We start from the raw sequence: 24183 nt of genomic DNA, 5'->3' as shown, positions 1-24183 counted from the left end.
ATGGCCAGTTACAACGCAGACGCCATCGAAGTCCTTTCCGGCCTCGACCCGGTGCGCAAGCGCCCGGGCATGTATACCGACACCACGCGCCCCAACCACCTGGCCCAGGAAGTCATCGACAACAGCGTCGACGAGGCCCTGGCTGGCCACGCCAAGTCGGTGCAGGTGATTCTTCACGAAGACAACTCCCTGGAAGTGATCGACGACGGACGCGGCATGCCGGTCGACATCCACCCGGATGAGGGCGTGCCGGGGGTCGAGCTGATCCTCACCAAGCTGCATGCCGGCGGCAAGTTCTCCAACAAGAACTACCAGTTCTCCGGTGGTCTGCACGGCGTCGGTATCTCGGTGGTCAACGCCCTTTCGACTCGCGTCGAGGTTCGCGTCAAGCGTGACGGCAATGAATACCGCATGACCTTCGCTGACGGCTTCAAGGCCAGCGAACTGGAAGTGATCGGCACCGTGGGCAAGCGCAACACCGGGACCAGCGTGCACTTCTGGCCGGACGCCAAGTACTTCGATTCGTACAAGTTTTCCATCAGCCGGCTCAAGCACGTGCTCAAGGCCAAGGCGGTGCTGTGCCCAGGCCTTGCGGTCAGCTTCGAGGACAAGGCCAGCGGCGAGAAGGTCGAGTGGCACTACGAGGACGGCCTGCGTTCCTATCTCGTCGACGCGGTGAGCGAGTATCCGCGCCTGCCCGACGAACCGTTCTGCGGCAGCCTGGCTGGCAGCAAGGAAGCGGTGGACTGGGCCTTGCTGTGGCTGCCTGAGGGTGGCGAGAGTGTGCAGGAAAGCTACGTCAACCTGATTCCCACCGCCCAGGGCGGCACCCACGTCAATGGCCTGCGCCAAGGGCTGCTCGATGCGATGCGCGAGTTCTGCGAATTCCGCAATCTGTTGCCGCGCGGCGTGAAGCTGGCACCGGAAGATGTCTGGGAACGCATCGCCTTCGTACTCTCGATGAAGATGCAGGAGCCGCAATTCTCCGGGCAGACCAAGGAGCGCCTGTCCTCCCGCGAGGCGGCGGCGTTCGTCTCCGGGGTGGTGAAGGATGCCTTCAGCCTCTGGCTCAATGCGCACCCGGAACTCGGCCTGCAACTGGCGGAACTGGCCATCAGCAACGCCGGCCGGCGCCTCAAGGCGGGCAAGAAGGTGGAGCGCAAGAAGATCACCCAAGGTCCTGCGTTGCCCGGCAAGCTGGCGGACTGCGCCGGTCAGGACCCCATGCGCTCCGAGCTGTTCCTGGTCGAGGGCGATTCGGCTGGCGGCTCGGCCAAGCAGGCGCGGGACAAGGAGTTCCAGGCAATCATGCCGCTGCGCGGGAAGATCCTGAACACTTGGGAAGTGGACGGCGGCGAAGTGCTCGCCAGCCAGGAGGTGCATGACATCGCCGTGGCCATTGGCATCGATCCGGGATCGTCCGATCTGAGCCAACTGCGCTATGGCAAGATCTGCATCCTCGCCGACGCCGACTCCGACGGCCTGCACATTGCGACCTTGCTGTGTGCGCTGTTCGTTCGTCATTTCCGTCCGCTGGTGGAGGCTGGGCATGTATACGTTGCCATGCCGCCGCTATACCGCATCGACCTCGGCAAGGATATTTACTACGCGCTGGACGAGGCGGAGCGCGACGGCATCCTCGAGCGCCTGACCGCCGAGAAGAAGCGCGGCAAGCCGCAAGTGACCCGCTTCAAGGGCCTTGGCGAAATGAACCCGCTGCAATTGCGCGAGACCACCATGGACCCGAACACGCGACGCCTGGTGCAGTTGACCCTGGACGATTTCGAAGTGACCAGCGAGATCATGGACATGCTGCTGGCGAAGAAGCGCGCCAGCGACCGCAAGGCCTGGCTGGAGTCGAAGGGCAACTTGGCCGAGGTGTTGATTTGATGCGGCGCCTGCTGTTCGCCTGCGTCTTTCTCAGCGCCAGCGCCGCCGCCGAACCCTCCGTGGAGCCGCTCAAGCTGTTCACCGAACATCCGGTGGAAGGCATGCGCGGCGGTAACCTGTCCGGTTTGGCCTGGTGCGGCGATGGGCTCTGGGCGGTTTCTGACCGCGATGACGATCGGCTCTACCGGTTGACCCCGGCACAGGGCGAGCTTCACGCCGAGGCCGAGACGTTCGTCGCTCCCGAGCGGCCCGACAGCGGCCTGCCTTGGGGGCTGCGTATGCGCAGTTGGGTAATGGGCAAGGTGCGTGGCGGCGACATGGATTTCGAAGGGCTGTCCTGCGACACCATGGGCAACCGCTACCTGATCAGCGAAGCCCACGCCGGCGTACTGCAGGTCCCGCCGGCAGGCGAGCCGCAGTGGCTGGCTCTGCCAGAGAGTCTGGTGCGACAGGCGCGGGCCAGCGGCATGCTGCTGCACTTCAACGCTCTGTTCGAAGGCATCGCGGTGGACCCGGCCGGCGAACGCCTCTGGCTGGCGGCCGAGCGGGAACGCCGTGGGCTGGTGGTCATGCACCGGCAGCGTGGTCTATGGAAGTGTACCGGTGGCTGCGTGCTGCTCAGCGAAGGCGGTATGGAACTGCCGCCGGCACCGCTGGAAAGCAACGAACCGTTGCCGCGGGATTTCTCCGGGCTGGCCTTCTTCAACGAAAAACTCTTCACCCTGGAACGCTTGGCCCACCGTATCTGCCGGCGCAAGCCGAGCAACGGCGAGGTGGAGCGCTGTTGGTCGTTCGCCGACGAGGCGTTGACCCCGGAGCGGCGCTATGACCAACCCTACGGCATGGCTGAAGCTCTCTGGATCGATGAAGAAGGCGCCTGGATCGGTGTCGATAACGGCGGTCATGCTCGCGGCGATGGCGAAAGCCGGCCGATCGTCTGGCGTTTTGCCGCGCCCAAGGGCGGTTGGGGGAATGCTCGTTGAGCGAGCAGGCGCCGGGGCGTCGTGCCGGGCGGGTCATGCTGGTGCTCGCCTGGGGCGCTGCGCTGCTGCTGGCCACCCGTTTCTTCGGCGAATGGGAGGAGGCCAAGCGCAATCCCAATCAGACGCCGGAGTCCCGCCATGGCGATGGGTTCATCGAGGTGCGACTGGCCAGCGATGGCCGGGGGCATTTCGTCGCCAGTGGCGAGATCGATGGCCGGCCCGTGGAGTTCATGCTGGATACCGGCGCCACTGACGTGGCGGTTCCGGGCGAGCTGGCGAAACGACTCGGCCTCGCGCGCGGCGCGCCGATCACGGTGCTGACTGCCAACGGCCGCGGGACCGGGTTCCGAACCCGCCTGGCCGAACTGCAATTGGGTGACATCCGTCTTCACGACGTACGCGCCCTGATCGTTCCCGGTATGGATGGCGAACAAGTGCTGCTTGGCATGAGCGCCCTGAAACAACTCGAATTCACCCAGCGCGACGGCACTCTGGTGCTGCGCCATTACACGGAAAACTAGAGGACGCAGATGAGCGAATCCCTCGACCTGAGCCTGGAAGGCGTGGAGCGCCGCTCCCTCGCCGACTTCACCGAGCAGGCCTATCTCAACTATTCCATGTACGTGATCATGGACCGCGCCCTGCCGCACATCGGCGACGGCCTGAAGCCGGTTCAGCGGCGCATCGTCTATGCGATGAGCGAACTGGGGCTGGATGCTGACGCTAAGCACAAGAAATCAGCGCGTACCGTCGGTGACGTGCTCGGCAAGTTCCATCCGCACGGCGACAGCGCTTGCTACGAAGCGATGGTGCTGATGGCTCAGCCGTTCAGCTACCGCTATCCGCTGATCGATGGCCAGGGTAACTGGGGTGCGCCGGACGATCCCAAGTCCTTCGCCGCCATGCGCTATACCGAGGCACGCCTGTCGCGCTATTCGGAAGTGCTGCTCAGCGAACTGGGGCAGGGCACGGCGGACTGGATTCCCAACTTCGACGGCACCCTGAACGAGCCTGCGGTGCTGCCGGCACGCCTGCCCAACCTGCTGCTCAACGGCACCACCGGGATCGCCGTGGGCATGGCCACCGACGTGCCGCCGCACAACCTGCGTGAAGTGGCTGCCGCGTGCATCCGTCTGCTCGACGAGCCGAACGCCAGCGTGGAGCAGCTCTGCGAGCATATGCCCGGCCCGGATTTTCCCACCGAGGCGGAAATCGTCACGCCGCGCGCCGAACTGCTGAAACTCTACGAGGCCGGCCGCGGCTCGGTACGCATGCGCGCGGTGTACCGCGTCGAGGATGGCGATATTGTCATCACGGCGTTGCCGCACCAGATTTCCGGCGCCAAGGTGCTGGAGCAGATCGCTGGACAAATGCAGGCGAAGAAGCTGCCGATGGTCGCCGATCTGCGTGACGAATCGGACCACGAGAACCCGACGCGCATCGTGATCATCCCGCGCTCCAACCGGGTCAATGCCGAGGAGCTGATGCAGCACCTCTTCGCCACCACCGACCTGGAGTCCAGCTACCGGGTCAACATCAATATCATTGGCCTCGATGGCAAGCCGCAGGTGAAGAACCTGCGCATGCTGCTGGGCGAGTGGCTGACCTTCCGCATCGGGACGGTGCGCCGTCGCCTGCAATTCCGCCTGGACAAGGTGGAGAAACGCCTGCACCTGTTGGAAGGCTTGCTGATCGCGTTCCTCAACATCGACGAAGTGATCCGCATCATCCGCACCGAGGACCAGCCCAAGCCGGTGCTGATGGAGCGTTTCGGCCTCACTGACGTGCAGGCCGACTACATCCTCGACACCCGTCTGCGCCAACTGGCCCGGCTGGAAGAAATGAAGATTCGCGGCGAGCAGGACGAGTTGGCCAAGGAGCGCGACAATCTTCTGGCGCTGCTCGGCAGCGAGACCAAGCTGCGCAAGCTGGTGCGTAAGGAGCTGATCGAAGACGCCGAGACGTACGGCGACGCCCGTCGTTCGCCGCTGGTCGAGCGTGCGGAGGCGCGTGCCCTGTCGGAAACCGAGCTGATGCCCACCGAGCCGGTCACCGTGGTGCTGTCGGAGAAGGGCTGGGTGCGTTGCGCCAAGGGCCACGACATCGATGCGACCGGACTTTCCTACAAGGCCGGCGACGGCTTCAAGGCGGCCGCACCGGGTCGCTCCAACCAGTTCGCGGTATTCATCGATTCGTCCGGTCGCAGCTATTCGCTCGCCGCCCATTCGTTGCCATCGGCGCGGGGGCAGGGTGAGCCGCTGACCGGACGGCTGGCACCGCCACCTGGCGCAAGTTTTGAATGTGTTCTGCTGCCCGAGGACGAGGCGCTGTACGTGATCGCCTCGGATGCCGGCTACGGCTTCGTCGTCAAGGGCGAGGACCTGCAGGCCAAGAACAAGGCCGGGAAGACCCTGCTCAGCCTGCCGGCGGGGGCTAAGGTGGTCCCGCCGCAGCCGGTCGGGAATATCGAGGAAGATTGGCTGGCGGCCGTGACCACTGAGGGCCGTCTGCTATTGTTCAAGGTCTCCGACCTGCCGCAGCTGGCCAAGGGCAAGGGCAACAAGATCATCGGAATTCCGGGTGATCGGGTGGCGAGTCGCGAAGAGTATCTGTCCGATCTGGCGGTGTTGCCGGCTGGCGCCACCCTGGTGCTGCAAGCGGGCAAACGCACGTTGTCGCTCAAATCGGATGATCTGGAGCATTACAAAGGCGAGCGCGGACGCCGTGGCAACAAGCTGCCGCGTGGCTTCCAGCGGGTCGATGGGCTGCAGGTGGAAACCGCGGGTTGAACCCTGCCGAACGTCTGGCATGGCCTCCGGCCGGCGTTTCAGGCTGGAGTCGTCGGGCGGTTTAGGGGATGATACGCGCCCGCATGGGGTAGGCCGACGACGGTCGTGCCCCAACAGGGAGCTGGATTTCTACTGGGCTGCCCTCCGGCAGCCGACGGCTGAGAGGATGAGTGTGGTGCGTTTTGCTCATGGTGTATTGCTGGCCGGACTGATTGGCCTGACCGGCTGTACCGCTTTTCAACCGGTACCGCTTTATCAACTGGACAGCGGCAACCCCCGCGTTCCCGAGCAGAAGACCGGTCCGGCCGTGCTGCTGGGGCCGGTGGAGGTCGCCGACTATCTGAACTGCGATCTGCTGCTGCAACGCCAGGCCGATGGGAGTCTGACTGCGGCCAGGCGTGCCCGCTGGGCCGGCAACCTGCCGAACGATATCGATCAACTGCTGCTGCGTCAGCTCGCCGGCCGCCTGGACAGCCAGCGGCTGGCCATGGCTCCCGCCGCGCCGGGCTTCACGCCCGAGGTGCAGGTGCAGCTTTCCATTACCCGGCTGGACTCCGGTCCGAAGCAGCCTGCCGTGCTGGAGGCGCAGTGGCGCCTGCTGGACAAGCGTGGACAACTGCGTGACACCCGTCTGGTTCGCCTGGAGGAGCCGCACCAGGGCGCGCCTGCGGATCAGGTGAAGGCCCAGAGTCTGGTACTGCAGCGTCTTGCTGAGCAGCTTGCTTCCGCCATTCAACCGCTGGCGGCAGCCGAAGCCGAGGCGGCAGCGGCCGAAGAGGCGCGCAAGAATGCGGCGACCCGCACGCCGAAAAAGGTCGAGCCGGCAAAGCCGCAGATTCCCATACCGTCGCCGGTCCGGCAGGACGTGGAAATCTACCGTTTCTGATTAATCAAAAGCCCGCTTCGATCAAGCGGGCTTTTTGTTTCCCTCTCTCTGGGATGCGATCAGCCTGCCGCCGCCGTCGCGCGTCGCCTCAAGGCCAAGCGCATCGCCAGGCCAGTCGTTGCGATCGCCAATGAAGGCAGCCAGATCCAGCGTGCTTCCGAGAGCAGGACGGACAACCCGCGCGGGCTGAAGAAGCCGGAGAGGAACGGCGATACCTCGATGGGGCGCCAGGGCAGGAAGTAGCGCTGGTCGCTCCAGGGCCATAGCCAGGCCACGCCGAGCCCTCCGTTAGTCAGGGCATCGAGCAGGCCATGGGAGGCGGTGGCCAGGGTTATCCACAGTCCCGCCTTGAGCGGTCCGCTGTCGAGCCAGCGGCAACAGAGCGCAGCGAAAATGCCGCAAAGAGCCGCGAACAGCAGTGAATGGCTAAAGCCACGATGACCAAAGGCGTCGGCATAGGCGATGCCGAACTTGAAGGCCAGGACATCGGCATCCGGCAGGCAGGCGAAAAGCATCCCGGCCAGCACCAGCCGCGGAGAAACGACCCGGCTGCCGAGCGCGGCACCGAGGGCCAGGATGGGTATCGGATGGGTGATCAGCGTAGTCATGCGGCCGTTCCTTGGCGTGGGATCAAGGGTGGCTCTCATGCATCAGCGCAAGCTGCCGTTCCAGCAGCGAAGGATAGGGCTCCAGCAGGCGCTCGACGCAACTGGCGCCTTCCGGGCTGGCGATGGCTCGGATGCGCGCCCGCTCGCGGACGAGCAGGTCTTCGCTGACGCTGCGCTCGACCAGCAACAGGTTGCGGCTGTGCTGGGACAGCGCCAGGGCATTCTGGGCGGTTTCGCTGAGCAACAGGTCGCCCTGGCTGAGATCGACCAGATCCTCGCCCTGGGTCAGGCCCAGTTGCAGTTGCAGGGTGATGCCGCTGTCGGCGACTTCGATTTGCAGGGCATGGCCGAGGGCGCGCATCAGTTCCCCACAGCAGAGTGCGTGGGTCAGGTAGTCTTCGCCGCTGTCCAGACTGTGGAACAGCATCAGGCTGCTGCCGTCGTTCAGGGTGTGCAGTTCGCCCTGGTAAAGCGACGCGGCTTGATCCAGGCAGCCGCGGTAGCGTTCCAGCAAGTCCACCAGACGGGCCCGCGGCAGGCGGCGCAATTGCTCCTGGGCACCCAGTTGGATGGCGAGTACAGCGCTTTTCACCGGTTCTTCGTGGATCGGCACAGGCGCCTCGTCCTGCGGGCGCAGGTCTGCAAAGGGGTCTTCGTCGCTGTCCTCGGCTTCGAGGTGGCTTCGCACAGGGAGCGGCTCGTCGTCGGCCAAGTCCATCGGGCGGTCGTCGTGTTCGTCGAACAACGGCACGTCGTCTTCTTCGAAGAGGCGTTCCTCTTCTTCGACGTAGTCGTGTTCCACGGCTGGCTCCGGTTTTTCCGGAACCAGTCGTGCTTGTAATTGGCGAGCGAGGTCGCCGATTTCATCCTGGCGCCCGGCACCCGGGGCCGGATCGTCGGGGTCGCGCAGCCACAAGCGCAGTTGCAGCAGTGGGGTGGAGATGTGTCGGCCGAGGCGCAGGCTGAGCGAGAGGGTAAGGGCCAGCAGGATGAGGCTGAGCAGTCCCATGCTTTGCAGGCTGATGGTCATCGGTTGTTGGAATTGCTGCATGTCCAGGCTGATGCGCAGGTGCCCGGCGATCACTTCCTGGAACGTGATGGGGGTCGAGTAGAGCCCTTCGGCCTCGCCCAGCAGCCCTTTGCTGGGACGCGCACCGGCTTCGGCGAGGATGCGGTTGTCCACGCTGTAGATCGCCGCGTGGGCCACCAACGGGTTCTTCACCAGATTGTTGAGCAGTACGTTGAGGCTGAGGATGTCGTTGGACACCAGCAGTTCGGTGGCGGAACTGGCGGTCTGGGTGATCAGGCTCTGGCCCAGGGCGTCCGCCTGATGCTGCATGGCCTGCTTGAACTGCATGCCCATGACCCAGGCGTAGATGAGCAGGGCCAGAGCAACCAGCAGCAGGCTGTGGCTGGCGATGCGCAGGGCGATGGGCACTCGGCGCTGGCGCAGGGCGTGGAAGATCAACAGGAAAAAATTGTCGGGCTTGACGGGCGCGGGCCGGTTCACAGAGCTCGGCTCTTCTCGAAGGGATTTGCCGCGCAGTATAACCACCGCCCTCCAGTGGGCAAAGCGTCGGGCTGGCCGCATTGGACGTGATCGGCGCATGAAATGCGCAGACCGTTGACTCTGCGAGCGACCGGCACGTTCCACGGCCGTAAAACTGGCTAGAATAGGCGCCTTTTTTGTCGCTCCGCCGCCTTGGGAGGTCCTCTTGCGCGAAATCGTCCTGATCAATATCACCGGTGGCGACCGTCCCGGTCTGACGGCCGCCATCACCGGCGTGCTCGCACAGGGTGGCGTGAACATCCTCGACATCGGCCAGGCGGTGATTCACGACACCTTGTCGTTCGGTATCCTCATCGAGATTCCTCATACCGAGCAGGCGTCCACGGTGCTCAAGGATGTGCTGTTCACCGCCTACAAGCTGGACCAGCAGGTGCGCTTCACACCGGTTTCCGAAGCCGACTATCAGCAATGGGTGAGTGGCCAGGGCAAGCCCCGCCACATCGTCACGCTGCTGACCCGCAAGGTCACGGCCGAGCAACTGCAGCGGGTCAGCTCGATCACCGCCAAGTACGGTTTGAACATTGACCACATCGACCGTCTGTCGGGGCGTATGCCGCTGGATATGCCGGCCGACCAGGGCAAGGGTTGCATCGAGTTTTCCGTGCGCGGCGAGCCGGTCGATCCGGGGGCATTGCGCGCTGAGTTCCTCAGCGTGGCCCAGGAGCTGGACGTAGACATCGCCTTCCAGCGCGACAGCGTATTCCGTCGCAACCGCCGCCTGGCGGTATTCGATATGGATTCCACATTGATCGAGGCCGAGGTGATCGACGAGCTGGCCAAGGCGGCCGGGGTGGGCGAGAAGGTAGCGGAAATCACCGAGCGGGCGATGCGCGGCGAGCTGGACTTTCGCGCCAGCTTCAAGGAGCGCCTGGCATTGCTCAAAGGGCTTCCGGAAAGCGTGCTGGCTGAGGTCGGTGCATCCTTGCGTCTGACCGAGGGCGCCGAAACGCTGTTCGTCGAACTCAAGCGCTTGGGCTACAAGACGGCGATCCTGTCCGGTGGCTTCACTTATTTCGCTCGCCAGCTCCAGGCCAGGCTGGGAATCGACTACGTCTATGCCAACGAGCTGGAGATCGTCGATGGCAAAGTGACTGGCGTGGCTGTTGAGCCCATCGTCGATGCCCAGCGCAAGGCGGACTTGCTGACTCAGTTGGCGGAAAAGGAAGGGTTGCGTCTGGAACAGACCATTGCTGTCGGCGATGGCGCCAACGACCTGCCGATGCTGGGTTTGGCCGGTCTCGGCGTCGCCTTCCGCGCCAAGCCGCTGGTGAAGCAGTCGGCCAAGCAGGCGATTTCCACCCTGGGGCTGGATGGCATTCTCTATCTGCTGGGCTTCCGCGACCGGGAAACGGAATAAAGGCAGCGGTCAGCTTAGAGCGGCAAGCCACAAGAAAGAGCAGCGGCCTCACCCTGATTCTCTTGCGGCTGCTCCTTTATTCCTCCCCAGCCGAGAAGTCGTAGTCCATCGACTGGCTGGGGCCTTGCAAATAGTAGCCCTGGATATAGTTGACCCCGGCTTGCCAGAGGGTGGCCAGTACGCTGGCGCTCTCGACGAAGGGAACGATGGTCAGCTTGGCCTGGGCATGCAGGCTGGTCAGCAGGGTCTTGAGCGCTTCCTGGTTCTCCGGCTTGGACAGGTCCTGGGAGAAGGAACCGTCGATCTTCACGAAGTCGACGTTCAGGTGCTTCAACGTGTTGAACGGGTTCAGGGCGCAGCCGAACTGGCTCAGAGCGACCTTGCAATGCAGCTCGGCCAGCCCCTGGGTGAGGGCCTTGGCCTGCTTGAGGTAGGCAATGGCATCCGGCTCGCTGAATTGCAGCACCAGCGCGTCCGAGGGCAGACGGGCAGCTTTGAGCGCCACGCTGAGCCACGGTAGGAGTGTCTGGTCCTGCAGGCTGGCGCTGGAGAGATGCACGAACAGTCGGGTGCTGTGGCCTTTGGCGCGGTGTTCGGCGAGCAGCTTGACCGAGTTGAGCACGACCCAGCGGTCGATCTTCTCGGCCAGCCCGGATTCCTTGGCGGCGTTCAGGAAGTCGTTCGGGGGGACCTCTTCGCCTTGCGGATTGAGCAGACGCAGCAGCACTTCGTAGTGCTCGTGAGTGTCGCCGCGCAGGCTGATGATCGGCTGGAACAGCAGGCGGAAGCTGTTGTTCTCCAGCGCCTGCTGGACCATGGCGACGACGTTGCCGCGGTTGGCCGCGGCGGCCAGTTCGTCGGCCGGGTTGAACAGCTTCAGGGCGTTGCCGTCGGCCAGTTCGTCGGCGCAGCGGTGCGCGCGATCGATGACTTCCTGGGCCTTGGCGGTTTTCTCGTTGAGCCCGGCGGCGCCGATCGTCAGGGTGGTCTGGACAGTCCGGCCGCCCGCGTCGAACAGATGGGCCTCCACTTTCTTCAACAGGCTGGAAAGGCCGGGAGCGGCCTGTTCGGGTGTCATACCGGGCTGTAGCACGGTGAAGACGTCATCGCCGAAGCGGGCCAGTTGGGCGTCGCCGGCGAAGTGGGCGCGCAGCAGGTTGGCCAGGTCGGTCAGCAGCAGGTCGATGCCGGCGATGCCGATGTCGGCCAGTATGGCGGCGTAGCGGTCGACCCGGATGTAGCCCAGGCTCGCCGGCTGACCGGCATTCACCGCGCGCTCGGCGGCGGCATCCATCAATTCGAGGAAGTGGTTGCGGTTGAACAGGCCGGTCACCAGGTCCTGGCTGCTGATTTCGCGCAGCTTTTCTTCCAGTTCGGCGTTACCGCTTTCGGTGCGGATGACGAGCTGGATGCAGGGTTCGCCGTCGTAGGTGGCCGGCGAGAACGTCATGTTCGCCTGGAAGCCCTGGCCATCGGAGCGGATGCCGGAGCAGTTCAGCTCGGCATTACCCTCGGCGCTGCGGTAGTTCTTCAGGAATTCCTTGAAGTTGCCCTGGTCGCAGCTGGCGATCAGGTCGATCAGCGGCATGCCTTCCAGCTCGTCGGCGTCTTCGTAGCCGAACAGCTCCAGGTAGGCGCGGTTGGTGTAGATGTGCATGCCGTCGTGGACGTAGGCGATCGCGTCCACGGAGCTTTCCAGCAGCAACTGGCAGCGTTTTTCCGCCTCGCGCAGGGCCACTTCGGCCATGCGTCGGGCACGGCGCTCTTCCAGGTTGGCCAGCTCGCGGTTGGCGACCATCACCAGACGTTCGTCTTCGCCTTGCGGCAGGGCATCCTGGGCGCCCATGGCGAGCGCTTCGGTGATGTCGTCGGAATCGTTGCCCGCCACCAGTTGGATGAAGGGGATGTCCTTGGACAGGCGGCGAATGGTGTGGATCGCTTCGGTGGGGTCGAGATTCTCGCTGCTGGGTGCGGCGATCAGCAGGTCCCAGCTCTGTTGCAGGGCTTCGCTGAGATCCTCGCTGGAGGTCAGGCGGTGGACGCGGGTAGCGTGGCCGGCGTTACGGAACAGACTGACGAGGCGCTCGGCCTCGTTCTGCGAGTCTTCCAGAAGCAACAGTCGAATGGTTTTTTTTTCGATGGCCATAAGTCAGACCGCGCCGAACCGGGCGCGAAAAAGCGACAAAATCAGGTGTGCCGGCAATCTACAGTGACTTCCAAAGTGAGTCAAAGTCTTCCTCGCCACTGCTCGCCTGGGTTCCTTGGGCTGTGACGGGCGTCCCTCGTTCTGTGAGGGAGCGGTCGACTTCCCGGTATTCGAACTGGCTGAAACTGCCGGTGCTGGTCTGCCGTTGGCTGAGTACGGCGCGGCGTTCGTCGCCGTGCAGGTTGATCATGACCTTACTGCCTTCCTGGAATGGCAGACGCGGCGTAATCAGCGTCGATGGGCGGGAAATCGCGCTGATTTCCGGCAGCAACAGAGCGCGTAGGTATTGGCTGCTCTGTTCGGTCTTGCGTACCAGTTGCAGGCCACAGGGCTGAGCCTGGGGGGCTATCAGCTCGATCCCCATCTGCGTGCCGCCGCCGCGTACCTGCCTGATCCAGCGCACCACGGCGACACTCCAATCCTGGCCCGGGGTGTCCTGGACGCCGAGCAGCTCGCCGGCTTGCAACTGGCCCGGCACTTCCTTGGGCCATGCCAGGCAATAGCCGCCGGGGCTGTGATTGACGATGGGCAATTCGTAGGTGGGATGGTTCTCCTCCTGGCTGGCGCTCGACACAGTGGCGGTGCCGGGTTTTTCCACCTTGTACTCGATTTCCTCCAGCGGCAGGCCGGCCTCCCATTGGGTCTGCGGCTGGGCATCGAAGGCCTTGCTCCAAACGTCCGGGCCACCGGTGACCGGCTTGAATTGCACCGGCTGGGCTTCCTGTTTGAGCACATCGGCGAAAGGCCGGCGGCCGGCCAGGAAGTAATGCAGGGCAGACATACCGATGCACAGCGTCAGCGTGCCCTGGCCGGGATTGCGCTGGAAGGTGCGTTCGGAAATGTCGCCCCAGGCCGAGCTGAGGTGCTGTAGCAGGTCCAGGCTGAACCCTTCAGGTACCTGAAGCCGTGCCTTGGGGCGATCCTCGGGAGCGAGCAGCAGATACTCTTTGATGGCATCGACCAGCGGTTCCGGGTTCATGCCGAGCAGGTTGTCGCGGGGTTCGTTCTGGAATAGCGACCGGTAGCGCGGCGGCCCGTCCACCTGGGGAGCGACGAGGAACAGGCTCGTGGGGGTGTCGGGGCTTTGCAGGCGTGCCAGGGTGCACCAAGTCTCCAGCATGTCGGCCAGCCGGGCGATGCCTTGTTGACGCATCTGGTTGCAGCGGGCGCAGCCCAGCAACAGGGCGATGAGGTAGGTCTGTTCGACGCTCAGTCCCTGGGTGTGGCGAGTCAGCGGATCGCGCACCACCAGCCGGTGCAGATCGTGACTGCGGGCGATCTGGTAGATCTGGTGCAATTCCAGCCAGAGGCCTTCCGGCACCGGGCAATACAACTGGTTGGAGCGCACCAGCGGGCCGCACAGGCTATGGCCGGCGCGTTGCAGGGCGATGGTGAGCAATTGGGCACGTTCGCGGGTGAAGCGCTGAACCACACGGGAAATGATCAGCTTGTAGCCGAGCGCCAGGTGGTTCTGCAGGGCCTGGCAGAGGTTGGCGACCTTGCGCGGGCGGTCGTCCAGCACGATGGCCTGGTTGAGAAAGTGCCGTTCCAGGTGCTGGCAGACGAAGTGCACCTCGGGACGTAACAGTTCCAACAACTGCAGTCTGTTGGTGCTCGGCGTCACCAACTGATTGAGTTCGACCAGCCCCTGGTAGAGCTGGCGGGCGGTTTCCCCGATATTGGCCTTCGGCAGCCCGTCCAGCCAGCGTTTCAGGTCGCGAGGCGTTGCGTCGCAGAAAGACAGGCTCGGCTGGGTGGGAGTGGGGACGCGTAGCAGCAGGTGAGGGCTCTGTTTATCCATGTAGATTTGGACACTCCTCGGCCTCAGTGTGTGACCGCTGTCTAAAAGGATTTCCGAAACTCTAGCAGCATCACACTTGACTCGCAGCCATTTGATAGTGGCCTTGTGGCATCTTGCCGCTGTCTGCGGCCTGCTTTTTCGACTCCTCCTGATACGTTCCCGTTCCGACCACCTTAGCTTTGTGCGGCGCGTTGGGCGGATTCTTCCGGGCTGACCCGAATCCAGCCCTTACCTTCCGTGGCCACGGCATGGGCGGCCCAATTGGCCATGTCCAGGCGACGGCAGACGCCGGTGTTGCCCTGGCCGGCGCCCGCCACCACTTTGTAGATAACCAAATCGCGCCGGCCACGCTGCTTCGGTGCGTCATCGATCACCTGGCGCACGGCCCAGCCGGCGCCTGGCAGAGCATTGCTGTAGCAGGCGCCGAGCAGGATGTCGTCCGCTTCGAGGCGTTGCGCGCGGGCGTGCTGTTCGGCCAGTTGCATGATTTCCAAGAGGTCGTCGAATTGGATATCGATGTAGGAATCGACCTGGCGCAGGGCGTGGTAGAAGTCTTCCGGTGCCATGCCGGATGGCGCTTTCGGCGGCTCGGGCAGGCGCGCCAGTGCCACCGGGTAGCGGCGCCAGGGGAACAGGCTGTTGAAGAGGAAGGCGGCGAGCAGAATCACGCTGACGTTCATCAGCACCGGCAGGAGAACGAAGCTGAAGCCGAGGTCATGGATCGCCGGCCCACCGACCACGGCGGTCAGGGCAGTGGCTCCGCCCGGTGGGTGGATGCAGCGGGTGTAATGCATGGCCAGGATCGACAGTGCCACGGCCAGGGCCGGTGCCAGCGGGCTGTCCGGGAGCCAGCGGGCGCAGGCCACGCCAATCACGGCGGAAAGGCATTGCCCGCCGAGCACCGCCCAAGGCTGCGACAGTACGCCGTGGGGTACGGCGAACAGCAGGACGGCACTGGCGCCCATGGAGGCGACGACCCAGAGCGCGGCTTCGCTGGGCAACAGCCAATGGGTGACGGCATAGATCAGCCCGATGCCGCAAAAGGCACCCAGGGCCGACAGGGTTTTTTCTAGGTGGCTGGTGGCGTTGGCGCGCCAGCCGAACACATGCAGCAGGCGCGCCCAGAAAGTGGCGAGTACGGTCATCGTCGAGTGCTTGCGGATTCGTTCGCCGGACGGCCGGGGCCGCCCGACGGCTCAGGCGGAGCGGGCCTGGCCCAGGCATTCGCCCATGCGGACAGGGCTCAGGGCGGCGAGGCTTTCGGTCCAGCGAACCTGTTCGGGGCCGAACAGCAGGATCACCGTGGAGCCCAGTTTGAAACGGCCCATTTCTGCGCCTTTTTCCAGATGGATCGGCGCGCGAGCGGCTTCGTCGTAGCGGAAGGTCTTGAGTTCGCGCTTGGGCGGCGTCACCAGGCCGGCCCAGACCGTCTCGATGCTGGCGACGATCATGGCGCCCACCAGCACCATCGCCATCGGCCCGCGCTCGGTATCGAACAGGCAGACCACCCGTTCGTTGCGGGCGAACAGCTCCGGCACGTTCTGCGCGGTGACGGTGTTCACCGAGAAGATGCGTCCCGGCACGTAGATCATCTCGCGCAGGGTGCCGGCGAGCGGCATGTGCACGCGGTGGTAGTCCCGCGGCGACAGGTAGATGGTGGCGAAGTCGCCGCCCATGAAGGGCGCGGCGCGTTCGGCGTCGCCGCCCAGCAGTTCGAGCACGCTGAAGTTGTGGCCCTTGGCCTGGAAGATGCGGCCGCTCTCGATCGGGCCGAGCTGGCTCATGGCACCGTCGGTGGGGCAGAGAATGGCGTTGGGCGTCGGGTCGAGCGGGCGCGCGTCGCTCTTCAGGGCTCGGGTGAAGAAGGCGTTGAAGTGCTCGTAGGCGGTGAGGTCTTCGACCAGGGCTTGGCTCATGTCGACGTCGAAATGCCGGGCGAACCACTTGATGAAGGGGTTCTTGATCCATGGGACGCGGCATTCGGCGAGGCAGCCGGCCAGGCGCGACACCAGGTGATGTGGCAGCAGGTACTGGCTGAGGATGAACAGGCGATCTTTGATGGACATGGCGATTCCTTAGACCTCGACCGGGGTGTCGGGATGGTTGCCCCACTCCGACCAGGAGCCGGCGTAGCCTTTCACGCGCGGATAACCGAGCGCCTTGGCCACCAGATAGGTGAAGCCGGAGCGGTGGTGGGTCTGGCAGTGGGTGATGATTTCTTTGTCCGCGGTAATGCCCAGGGCGTTCAGCACGTCGGCGATGTCATCGCGGATACGCAGGGCCCGGCTCGGGTCCATGCCGGCGGTCCACTCGAAGTTGATCGCGCCGGGCACGTGGCCGCCTTTTGCCGCGAGAACCTTCTCACCCCGGTATTCGCCGGGAGCGCGCGCATCCCAGACCGCCAGGTCGTGGGCGCCGAGGCGGCTTTGCAGGTACTCACGGGTGGCGGTGGGCGCGTCATGCAGGGTCAGCGGCAGCGGGCCGCCGACTGGCGCCGGGACTTCGCGGGACAGTTCGCGGCCGTCGGCGAGCCAGGCGTGCAGCCCGCCATTGAGGTAGTGGTAGCGACCGTGGCCGATCACGTCGAGCAACCAGATGAAACGCCCTGCCCAGCCGCCGCCTTCGTCGTCATAGACCACGTAGACCGCATCCGGGCGATGGCCCAGTTCTCCGAACAGGGTTTCCAGTTGCGCTTGCGGTGGCAGCAGGCCGGGCGCCGGTGGTTGGCCCAGTTGGGTGCGCTTGGGGTCGACGAAACGGGCTCTGGGGATATGCCCTTCGGCATAGCGGGCCGGGCTGGTCAGGTCCACCAGGATCAGCTCCGGCGCCTGGAGGCGTGCAGCCAGATCGGCTGGCTCGATAACCAGCGGCAAGGATGAGAAGGCGGACATTCGGGCCTCCGGAAGTCAAAGAGGGTGGGATTGTAACGGAAAGCGCCGCGGATGCAGTCGTGGCTGTCAGCGGCTGCGTCGGGCGAAGGCGCCTAGGGCACGCTCGATGCACTGCGCGGTCTTGGTGAAGGCCTGCAGGGTGACGTCGGCGAAAGGGGCGCCGCTCTGATCGGCGACCAGCAGCATCACGACGCGCCCATTGTTCGCCAGCGAACGCAGCAGCAATTGATCGCCGGAAAACAGGGACTTGAGATTGCCGGGCAGCATCGCGGAGAACTGCGCGCTATTGTCTGGAGTCAGGCGCAGTTGCCCCGGCTCGGCGAGCAAGCGGCGCAGGACCTGGCTCTGTGCCGGATCCAGGGACAGGCCGAGTGCCTGCCGAGGCAGGCCGGCGATGAACTGGGCCTGCAGGCGGCTGTGCTGGCGGTCGGCGAGCAGCAGCATGATCCGCTTCAGGCCGCAGGCTTCCAGTGCAGCGCCGGCGCAGGCGGTGAGTTGCGGCACGTTGGCGAAGGGCGTTGGCTCCTGGAGCAACAATGCGCATTGCTTGCGCCATGCGCCCAGGGCGTCGGATTTGGGCGTTGGTGCGGTTGTGGGGCGGGGACTGAGGCGTCGGGTGCTCCAAGGCCAGAGCAGGGCCTCGGCGGGATGCCAGAGTCCCTGTTCGGCGTGCTGCCGTGCGCTTTGCGCCGCCTGCTGGTGGATCGCTTGCTGCACGTCGCCCAGTGGCAGCTGTAAGTAGAGCCCCGCCAGGCGTTGCCAGCGCAGCAGGTGCGGACTATCCCAGGCCTGATGGGCGGACAGTGCGAGGCCGTTGGCCAGCAGGATGGTGTTGGCTGGCTGGGTCAGCCAGCGCCGTAGCGGCGGATCGTCGTCGAGCCGGTGCTGCTGTTGCAGGGGGTGTTCGTTGTCGCGGGCGATGTGCAGGGCCTTGACCAGCAGTCGGTGATCATTGGCCAGCAGGCGGTAGCCCTGGATGATCCAGTCCGGCAGCCGCCAGCGTTCGGCCAGTGCCAGGCACAGCGGCAGCAGCGCCGTGCCGAACAGGTCGCGTTCCACCTTGCTGGCCGGTTCGCCCTTGGCCATGACACGCTGCTCCCAGGTTTCGAGCAGATGTGGCTGGGCGGCCGCCAATGGCCAGAGCGGTGCGAGAAACAGCAGGCTGCCCCAATGAATCTCCTGCCAGAGTCGCGCCAGTCGTGCTGCGAACAGTCCGTTGGCCTGCTGCGTGGCGTGCTGGCTAATTAATTGCAATTGGCGCAGGGCGAGCGGAATGTCCTTGCGGGGAAGAGGCGGAAGTCGCTGTAGCAATGTTTCGGCGCGTTTCAGCCCTAGGCGGGTGAGGGCGACTTCCAGGCTTTCCGCAGGCTCGCCGAGCTGGCTGCCATGGCTGTTGGCTTCACGCAGAACGATCAGTGCCATGGCCGGCGTGCCCTGCAGCAGGTCGGCGATATCGCGTAGCGAGCGACGGCTGTCGCCGAGCGCTCTCAGCACCTGTGCATGGTTCTCTTCGGCAATCGGCAGGCGTACCGCATCCAGGTATTTGACCCAGGCTTCGAGGTTGCGCGGTAGGGACTGAGGCGTCATGTAGAGGGGGCCAACTGGCTTTTCGTCCGATCAGCCTATAGTCTGGCGCATAAGTTCCGATAATTAGAAGGGTCATTTTTAAAACCCTTCCTTCTGGCTCTCACTAGCAATCCTCTATGGCAAAAATCATCGGCATTATCGTCGTCTTCGCCAGCGTGCTCGGCGGATTCGTGCTTTCCGGCGGCAAGATCGGCGCGCTCATTCACCCCTTCGAGGTGTTGATTATCGGTGGTGCGGCGCTCGGCGGTTTCCTCCAGGCCAACCCTGGTAGTACCACCATGCTGGTGTTCAAGAAATCGCTGAAGATGTTCAGCACGCGCTTCACGCATACCTTCTATCTGGAGGTACTGAGCATGCTCTACGAGATTCTCAACAAGAGCCGTCGTGAAGGGATGATGGCCATCGAAGCGGACATCGAAGACCCGAACGCCAGTCCCATATTCAGCAAGTATCCGGCCGTAATGAAGGATGAGCGGCTGACGGCCTATATCTGCGACTACCTGCGCATCATGTCTTCCGGGAACATGGCACCACATGAATTGGAAGGCCTGTTCGACATGGAGCTGGCCAGCCTGAAGGAGGAGCTGGAGCATCCGTCCCATGCCGTTTCCCGGATTGCCGACGGCCTGCCGGCGATGGGGATCGTGGCGGCGGTGTTGGGTATTGTGATCACCATGTCGATCCTGGCTGAGGCGGACAACGCAACCATCGGTTACAAGGTGGGTGCGGCATTAGTCGGTACCTTCCTCGGTATTCTCGCCTCCTATGGCTTCTTCGGCCCGCTCGCCGCGGCGCTGGAACATGATGCCAAGGAAGAGCTGAACCTGTTCGAAGCGGTCAAGGCCACGCTGGTGGCTTCGGCTTCCGGAATGCCACCGTCGCTTGCGGTGGAGTTCGGTCGCAAGGTGCTTTTCCCCGCGCACCGCCCGACCTTTGCCGAGCTGGAGCAGGCTGTTCGCGGTCGTTAAGCCATGGATAACAACCAGCCGATCATCGTCAAACGGGTCAAGAAGAGTGCTGCCGGTCATCATGGTGGCGCCTGGAAGATTGCATTCGCCGACTTTGCCACGGCGATGATGGCTTTCTTCTTGGTGATGTGGCTGATGTCATCGGCAACGCCAGAGCAGAAAAAAGCCATTTCCGGTTACTTCCAGGACCCTATCGGTTTCTCTGAAAGCGCCAGCCCCTACGCCATCGACCTCGGAGGCACGCCGACCCCTGCGCCGGACAAGACGTTGAACCCGGAGATGCAGGACTCCCTGGTGGACGAGTCCAAGGTAGACAAGGAAGCGGTGCAAGTGAGCCCTGATCAGGTCGAAAGCATGGCCGAGCAGATCGAGCACGAGCGGCTCGAACTGTTGTTGCAGGAGCTGCAGAACAAAGTCGAGCAGAACCCCGAGTTGCAGCGCTTCAAGGATCAGATTCTGTTCGAAATCACCCAGGACGGGCTGCGCATCCAGATCATGGATGCCGAGAACCGGCCGATGTTCGCCCTTGGCAGTGCCGAACTGCAACCCTATTTCGAAGACATCCTGCTGGCCATGGCCGAGACCATCAAGGCGGTGCCGAACAAGATCAGCATCAGCGGACACACCGATGCCAAGCCGTTCGCCGGCCGAGGTGACTTTGGCAACTGGGAACTGTCATCCAGCCGCGCCAACGCAGCGCGGCGGGCGCTGGTCGCCGGCGGCTACCCGGAAGAGCAGGTGGCGCGGGTGGTGGGCTATGCTTCGTCGGCCCTGTTCGATCGTGAAAACCCGCTGAATCCGGTCAACCGACGTATCGACATCATCGTGCTCACCAAGCGCGCCCAGCGGGAGATCGAAGGGGAGCAGGACAGCGGTCAGGAACGCCAGGAGGCGAAGCCGCCGGCCGATGCCGGTGCGGGTGTGGAATCCCCGGCATCGACCGCTCCCGATGGGCCAATGCAGCCGCGCGAGCTGCGTCAGAAGCTGAATATCTTCGAGGATGGCGTGCTCAAGTTCGAGCAGGTCGAGGGGCAGTAACGCTGAAGCTCGATCAGTATTCGGGCTCCGGCAGGCTGGCGATGATGTGCCGATAGCTGGCCATGCGTTGCGGTTGGACGCGGCCCTCTTCCACCGCCTTGAGCAGAGCGCAGCCGGGTTCGCGGTCGTGCTTGCAGTCGCGGAAGCGACAGGTGCCGAGTAGGTCGCGGAATTCGATGAAGCCTGCCTCGACGTCATCGCGGCTGACATGGCCAAGGCCGAATTCGCGAATGCCGGGGGAGTCGATCAGCTCGCCGCCGCCGGGGAAGTGGAACAGTCGGGCGGTGGTGGTAGTGTGGGTGCCCTTGCCGGTGATTTCCGAGAGCGCGCCGACACGGGTGTCGATGCCCGGCAGCAGACTGTTCACCAGCGACGACTTGCCCACGCCGGACTGCCCGACGAAGACGCTGACGTGCCCGTCCAGCTTGGTCTGTAGATCGGCCATGCCGCCGCCCTGGTGCGCGGACACTTCCAGCAGGGGATAGTCGAGCTGGCGATAGACATTCAGCAGCGCGTCCAGCGACGCGGCGTTTTCCTCATCCACCAGATCGGCCTTGTTCAGCAGCAGCAGCGGGCTGATGCCCGCATGTTCGGCGGCGATGAGGTAACGATCAATCAGATTGGCATGGGGTTCGGGGCGCGGCGCGAAGACGACCACGATCTGGTCGACGTTGGCCGCCACCGGCTTGAGCTGGCCGCGCATGTCCGGTCGGCACAGCTCGGAGGTACGTGGCAGTTGCGCCACGATCACTCCGTCGCCCTGGTTGCCGGGGCGCCAGACCACGCGGTCGCCGGTCACCAGGGTCGGCAGGTTGGCGCGCAGATGGCAGCGGAATACCTGACCGGCCTGATCGCCTTCTTGCGCCTCGACTTCCACCTGAACGCCGAAATGGGCGATCACCAGGCCGGTCTGCTCGGGGCCGAGATCGCCGCCCTCCAGCTCTTCGAGGGCGCGCGATTCGCGTTTGGCTGCGCGGGCGGCGCGTTCTTCCTGGATTTTCTCGATGCGCCAGCTTTGCCGGCGACTGAGGTGGCGTTTGGCCATTTGGCGTCCGAGTGAGGTGAGCGAAAAAGCGGCAGCGAGTTTAGCATGGGCCATTGCGGACGGCGGTCCCGGCTTGGCTACACTGGCGCCGAACCATTCGAGGGCTCCATGATGATCGCGCGGCTGCGCAACAGATTTCCGGCTTTGCTGGCGTTGCTCTGTCAGCTTGTCGCCGTGGCGCTGGTGTTCGCTTCTCTGCAACTGCTGTCCGGACTGTCCGGCTGGCGCCCCACGCTGATGCAGGCGGCGCTGGCCCAGGGCGCGCTGGCTGCCGGGCTGGGTGTTTGGTTGGGGCTGTCGCGCTGGTGGCTGCCGATCAATCTGCTCTTCGTGCCGGGGCTGGTGCTGGCGATAACGTCGGCGTTGCCGCCCTGGGCTTATCTCCTGGGTTTTCTCGTCCTGTTGCTGGTGAACTGGAACAGCTTCGGCGAGCGGGTACCGTTGTATCTCAGCGGCAAGGCGTGCGAGCGGAAGCTGGACGAGTTGCTCGCCGGGCAGGCGCCGGGGTTCGCTTTCGTCGACCTCGGTTGCGGGTTGGCCGGGACCCTGTGCCGTCTGGCGAAGCGGTATCCCCAGGGACACTTCGTCGGTGTCGAGACAGCGCCGCTGGTCTTCTTGGTGGCCTGGTTGCGCAGTCTGCCGCTCGGTAACTGCCGGGTGCGCTATCTGAGCTTGTGGAAAATCGATCTGGCGGTCTTCGACGTCGTTTATTGCTTCCTCTCTCCGGCGCCGATGGCAGCGCTGTGGCGCAAGGCGCAGGCGGAAATGCAACCGGAGGCATTGCTGGTCAGCAATTCGTTCGCCGTTCCCGGCGTGGCGCCCTCGGAGGAAATCCCGCTGGAGGACTGGCGGCAGTCTCGCCTGTTGGTCTGGCGGATGGATGGCGCAGTGCCTGCTGGCCTCGAAGAAAACCGCTAAACTGCGCACCTAGCCGAGGAGTACCCCCATGCAGAACCCGCAGAACCTGATCTGGATCGACCTCGAGATGACCGGCCTCGACCCCGATCGCGACGTCATCATCGAAATGGCCACCATCGTTACCGACAGCGACCTGAATGTGCTTGCCGAAGGACCGGTGATCGCCATCCACCAGAGCGACGAGATTCTCGCGGGCATGGACGAGTGGAATACCCGGACCCATGGGCAGAGCGGGTTGACCCAGCGCGTGCGGGAGAGCCGCATCGATACCGCGCAGGCCGAGGCGATGACGCTGGAGTTCCTGGAAAAGTGGGTACCGAAGGGTAAATCGCCGATCTGTGGCAACAGCATCTGCCAGGATCGTCGCTTCCTCTATCGCCGGATGCCGAAGCTGGAAGCCTATTTCCACTACCGCAACCTGGATGTCTCCACCCTCAAGGAGTTGGCCGCCCGCTGGGCGCCGCAGGTTCGCGACAGCTTCAAGAAAGGCGGCGTGCACTTGGCACTGGACGACATTCGCGAGTCGATCGCGGAGCTCCGCCACTACCGCGAACACTTCATCAAGTACTGATCGCGTCAGCGCTCGCCATGGCGGGCGAGCGCCCATTCCACATGCTCTCGCACCAGTTCCGACGGATGCTCGCGCCGGGCTTTCAGGGCTTCGATCACCGGAATCGTCGCTGGGGCGTTGCCCAGCCCTACGGCCAGGTTGCGTAGCCAGCGTTCGTAGCCGGCACGGCGCAGCGGCGAGCCTTCGGTGCGGCTAAGGAATTCCTCTTCGCTCCACAGAAACAACGCGGCCAGCTCCACGTTGTCCAGGCCGTGGCGTGGCTGGAAGTCGCCTTGCGCGCTGGGGCGGGCGAAGCGGTTCCAAGGACAGACGATCTGGCAATCGTCGCAGCCGAACACCCGATTGCCGATCAGTGGACGCAGCGCTTCGGGAATGCTGCCCTTGAGTTCGATGGTCAGGTAGGAAATGCAGCGTCGCGCATCCAGCATGTAGGGCCCGACGAAGGCGGCGGTCGGGCAGATGTCCAGGCAGGCGCTGCAGCGCCCGCAGTGTTCGCTGCCGTGGGGTGCATCGACGGGTAGCGGCACGTCGACGAACAACTCGCCGAGAAAGAAGTAACTGCCGGCCTTGCGGTTGAGCACCAGGGTGTTCTTGCCGATCCAGCCGAGCCCGGCCTGTTCCGCGATGGCCTTTTCCAGCACTGGGGCGCTGTCGACGAAGGCGCGGTAGCCGAGCGGGCCGATGGCCGCCTGGATGCGTTCGGCCAGTTGCTGCAGGCGCTTGCGGATCAGCTTGTGGTAGTCGCGTCCGAGGGCGTAGCGCGAGACATAGGCCTTCTCCGGCTCGGCCAACCGCTGCGCCATGAGGGTGTCGCCCGGCAGGTAGTCCATGCGCAGCGAAATCACCCGCAGGGTGCCCGGGACCAGCTCGGCGGGGCGAGAACGCTTGGTGCCGTGAGCCGCCATGTAGTCCATCTCGCCGTGGTAGCCGGCGTCCAGCCAGCGTTGCAGATGGGCTTCATGCTCGGCCAGATCGACGCCCGCGATGCCGACCTGCTGGAAGCCCAGCTCGCGCCCCCACTCCTTGATGGAGTGTGCGAGTGCGGCAAGATCATCGAGGGGGATAGACATGCGGG

The 24183-nt window shown here is 64.3% G+C and carries 20 protein-coding genes; 10 read left to right on the top strand and 10 right to left on the bottom strand.

What is annotated here, in order from left to right:
• The 5 genes from parE (at window position 1) to BZL41_RS14755 (ending at window position 6548) form a co-directional block, all read left to right on the top strand.
• Window positions 1-1890, top strand: a complete 1890-nt coding sequence (parE, locus tag BZL41_RS14775) for a DNA topoisomerase IV subunit B (protein ID WP_095599995.1) — start codon at window positions 1-3, stop codon at window positions 1888-1890.
• Complete coding sequence (locus tag BZL41_RS14770; protein ID WP_371916532.1) at window positions 1887-2873, top strand: esterase-like activity of phytase family protein; 987 nt, start codon at window positions 1887-1889, stop codon at window positions 2871-2873. Before parE ends, BZL41_RS14770 begins: the two co-directional genes overlap by 4 nt.
• The gene (locus BZL41_RS14765; protein ID WP_095599993.1) at window positions 2870-3394 is read left to right on the top strand and encodes a TIGR02281 family clan AA aspartic protease; all 525 of its coding nucleotides are present in this window, start codon (window positions 2870-2872) and stop codon (window positions 3392-3394) included. The genes BZL41_RS14770 and BZL41_RS14765 overlap by 4 nt, the downstream gene beginning before the upstream one ends.
• A gap of 9 nt (window positions 3395-3403) precedes the next feature.
• Window positions 3404-5662 (top strand): DNA topoisomerase IV subunit A, encoded by a 2259-nt coding sequence (parC, locus tag BZL41_RS14760; protein WP_095599992.1) that lies wholly within the window; start codon window positions 3404-3406, stop codon window positions 5660-5662.
• Between the two features lie 166 nt (window positions 5663-5828).
• A complete protein-coding gene (locus BZL41_RS14755) occupies window positions 5829-6548 on the top strand; it encodes a membrane integrity-associated transporter subunit PqiC (RefSeq protein ID WP_095599991.1) in 720 nt (239 codons plus the stop codon).
• Window positions 6549-6607: 59 nt separating this feature from the next.
• On the opposite strand, the gene BZL41_RS14750 is transcribed toward BZL41_RS14755, so the two are convergent.
• Window positions 6608-7156, bottom strand: a complete 549-nt coding sequence (locus BZL41_RS14750) for a metal-dependent hydrolase (RefSeq protein ID WP_095599990.1) — start codon at window positions 7154-7156, stop codon at window positions 6608-6610.
• A 22-nt stretch (window positions 7157-7178) separates the two neighbouring features.
• Complete coding sequence (locus tag BZL41_RS14745; protein ID WP_095599989.1) at window positions 7179-8666, bottom strand: AhpA/YtjB family protein; 1488 nt, start codon at window positions 8664-8666, stop codon at window positions 7179-7181.
• A 205-nt stretch (window positions 8667-8871) separates the two neighbouring features.
• Between BZL41_RS14745 and serB the strand changes: the two genes are divergently transcribed.
• Window positions 8872-10083 (top strand): phosphoserine phosphatase SerB, encoded by a 1212-nt coding sequence (gene serB / locus BZL41_RS14740; RefSeq protein ID WP_095599988.1) that lies wholly within the window; start codon window positions 8872-8874, stop codon window positions 10081-10083.
• A gap of 76 nt (window positions 10084-10159) precedes the next feature.
• Here the strand turns inward: serB and BZL41_RS14735 are convergent, their stop codons facing one another.
• From BZL41_RS14735 to BZL41_RS14710, 6 genes are all read right to left on the bottom strand, one after another.
• On the bottom strand, window positions 10160-12229 hold the full coding sequence (locus BZL41_RS14735) for an EAL domain-containing protein (protein ID WP_095599987.1): 2070 nt from the start codon (window positions 12227-12229) through the stop codon (window positions 10160-10162).
• 58 nt (window positions 12230-12287) lie between these two features.
• Window positions 12288-14090, bottom strand: coding sequence for a molecular chaperone (locus BZL41_RS14730; protein WP_095599986.1), 1803 nt, complete (start codon window positions 14088-14090; stop codon window positions 12288-12290).
• Between the two features lie 173 nt (window positions 14091-14263).
• The gene (locus BZL41_RS14725; RefSeq protein WP_095599985.1) at window positions 14264-15235 is read right to left on the bottom strand and encodes an HPP family protein; all 972 of its coding nucleotides are present in this window, start codon (window positions 15233-15235) and stop codon (window positions 14264-14266) included.
• 51 nt (window positions 15236-15286) lie between these two features.
• Window positions 15287-16156: an archaetidylserine decarboxylase gene (asd, locus tag BZL41_RS14720; RefSeq protein ID WP_168191005.1), complete on the bottom strand. Its 870-nt coding sequence runs from the start codon at window positions 16154-16156 to the stop codon at window positions 15287-15289.
• Window positions 16157-16165: 9 nt separating this feature from the next.
• Window positions 16166-16981 (bottom strand): thiosulfate sulfurtransferase, encoded by an 816-nt coding sequence (gene rhdA / locus BZL41_RS14715; RefSeq protein ID WP_095599984.1) that lies wholly within the window; start codon window positions 16979-16981, stop codon window positions 16166-16168.
• A 66-nt stretch (window positions 16982-17047) separates the two neighbouring features.
• Complete coding sequence (locus BZL41_RS14710) at window positions 17048-18568, bottom strand: HDOD domain-containing protein (protein ID WP_095599983.1); 1521 nt, start codon at window positions 18566-18568, stop codon at window positions 17048-17050.
• Window positions 18569-18684: 116 nt separating this feature from the next.
• On the opposite strand from BZL41_RS14710, the gene motA reads away from it, so the two are divergent.
• Window positions 18685-19536, top strand: a complete 852-nt coding sequence (gene motA, locus BZL41_RS14705) for a flagellar motor stator protein MotA (protein WP_095599982.1) — start codon at window positions 18685-18687, stop codon at window positions 19534-19536.
• A 3-nt stretch (window positions 19537-19539) separates the two neighbouring features.
• Window positions 19540-20574: a flagellar motor protein MotB gene (gene motB, locus BZL41_RS14700; RefSeq protein ID WP_095599981.1), complete on the top strand. Its 1035-nt coding sequence runs from the start codon at window positions 19540-19542 to the stop codon at window positions 20572-20574.
• Between the two features lie 13 nt (window positions 20575-20587).
• Here motB and rsgA read toward each other — a convergent pair whose 3' ends face one another.
• Window positions 20588-21619 carry a small ribosomal subunit biogenesis GTPase RsgA gene (gene rsgA, locus BZL41_RS14695; RefSeq protein ID WP_095599980.1) on the bottom strand — a complete coding sequence of 344 codons (1032 nt, stop codon included), beginning with the start codon at window positions 21617-21619 and terminating at the stop codon, window positions 20588-20590.
• 111 nt (window positions 21620-21730) lie between these two features.
• Here rsgA and BZL41_RS14690 point away from each other — a divergent pair, with 111 nt between their 5' ends.
• Entirely contained in the window at window positions 21731-22537 is an 807-nt protein-coding gene (locus BZL41_RS14690) for a class I SAM-dependent methyltransferase (protein WP_095600035.1), read from the top strand.
• A gap of 28 nt (window positions 22538-22565) precedes the next feature.
• Window positions 22566-23108, top strand: coding sequence for an oligoribonuclease (gene orn, locus BZL41_RS14685; protein ID WP_095599979.1), 543 nt, complete (start codon window positions 22566-22568; stop codon window positions 23106-23108).
• Between the two features lie 5 nt (window positions 23109-23113).
• On the opposite strand, the gene queG is transcribed toward orn, so the two are convergent.
• The gene (gene queG / locus BZL41_RS14680) at window positions 23114-24178 is read right to left on the bottom strand and encodes a tRNA epoxyqueuosine(34) reductase QueG (protein WP_095599978.1); all 1065 of its coding nucleotides are present in this window, start codon (window positions 24176-24178) and stop codon (window positions 23114-23116) included.
• Between the last annotated feature and the right edge of the window lie 5 nt (window positions 24179-24183).

It is taken from the genome of Pseudomonas sp. PIC25 (assembly GCF_002286785.1).
Lineage (GTDB): Bacteria > Pseudomonadota > Gammaproteobacteria > Pseudomonadales > Pseudomonadaceae > Pseudomonas_M.
This window is presented reverse-complemented; position numbering and strand designations above follow the sequence as displayed.

What these genes read in the sequence shown, in the direction of transcription:
- parE (WP_095599995.1), top strand. Translation starts at nt 1, where the DNA reads ATGGCCAGTTACAACGCAGACGCCATCGAAGTCCTTTCCGGCCTCGAC.
- parC (WP_095599992.1), top strand. Translation starts at nt 3,404, where the DNA reads ATGAGCGAATCCCTCGACCTGAGCCTGGAAGGCGTGGAGCGCCGCTCC.
- BZL41_RS14755 (WP_095599991.1), top strand. Translation starts at nt 5,829, where the DNA reads ATGAGTGTGGTGCGTTTTGCTCATGGTGTATTGCTGGCCGGACTGATT.
- BZL41_RS14750 (WP_095599990.1), bottom strand. Translation starts at nt 7,156, where the DNA reads ATGACTACGCTGATCACCCATCCGATACCCATCCTGGCCCTCGGTGCC.
- BZL41_RS14735 (WP_095599987.1), bottom strand. Translation starts at nt 12,229, where the DNA reads ATGGCCATCGAAAAAAAAACCATTCGACTGTTGCTTCTGGAAGACTCG.
- BZL41_RS14730 (WP_095599986.1), bottom strand. Translation starts at nt 14,090, where the DNA reads ATGGATAAACAGAGCCCTCACCTGCTGCTACGCGTCCCCACTCCCACC.
- BZL41_RS14725 (WP_095599985.1), bottom strand. Translation starts at nt 15,235, where the DNA reads ATGACCGTACTCGCCACTTTCTGGGCGCGCCTGCTGCATGTGTTCGGC.
- asd (WP_168191005.1), bottom strand. Translation starts at nt 16,156, where the DNA reads ATGTCCATCAAAGATCGCCTGTTCATCCTCAGCCAGTACCTGCTGCCA.
- rhdA (WP_095599984.1), bottom strand. Translation starts at nt 16,981, where the DNA reads ATGTCCGCCTTCTCATCCTTGCCGCTGGTTATCGAGCCAGCCGATCTG.
- BZL41_RS14710 (WP_095599983.1), bottom strand. Translation starts at nt 18,568, where the DNA reads ATGACGCCTCAGTCCCTACCGCGCAACCTCGAAGCCTGGGTCAAATAC.
- motA (WP_095599982.1), top strand. Translation starts at nt 18,685, where the DNA reads ATGGCAAAAATCATCGGCATTATCGTCGTCTTCGCCAGCGTGCTCGGC.
- motB (WP_095599981.1), top strand. Translation starts at nt 19,540, where the DNA reads ATGGATAACAACCAGCCGATCATCGTCAAACGGGTCAAGAAGAGTGCT.
- rsgA (WP_095599980.1), bottom strand. Translation starts at nt 21,619, where the DNA reads ATGGCCAAACGCCACCTCAGTCGCCGGCAAAGCTGGCGCATCGAGAAA.
- BZL41_RS14690 (WP_095600035.1), top strand. Translation starts at nt 21,731, where the DNA reads ATGATCGCGCGGCTGCGCAACAGATTTCCGGCTTTGCTGGCGTTGCTC.
- orn (WP_095599979.1), top strand. Translation starts at nt 22,566, where the DNA reads ATGCAGAACCCGCAGAACCTGATCTGGATCGACCTCGAGATGACCGGC.
- queG (WP_095599978.1), bottom strand. Translation starts at nt 24,178, where the DNA reads ATGTCTATCCCCCTCGATGATCTTGCCGCACTCGCACACTCCATCAAG.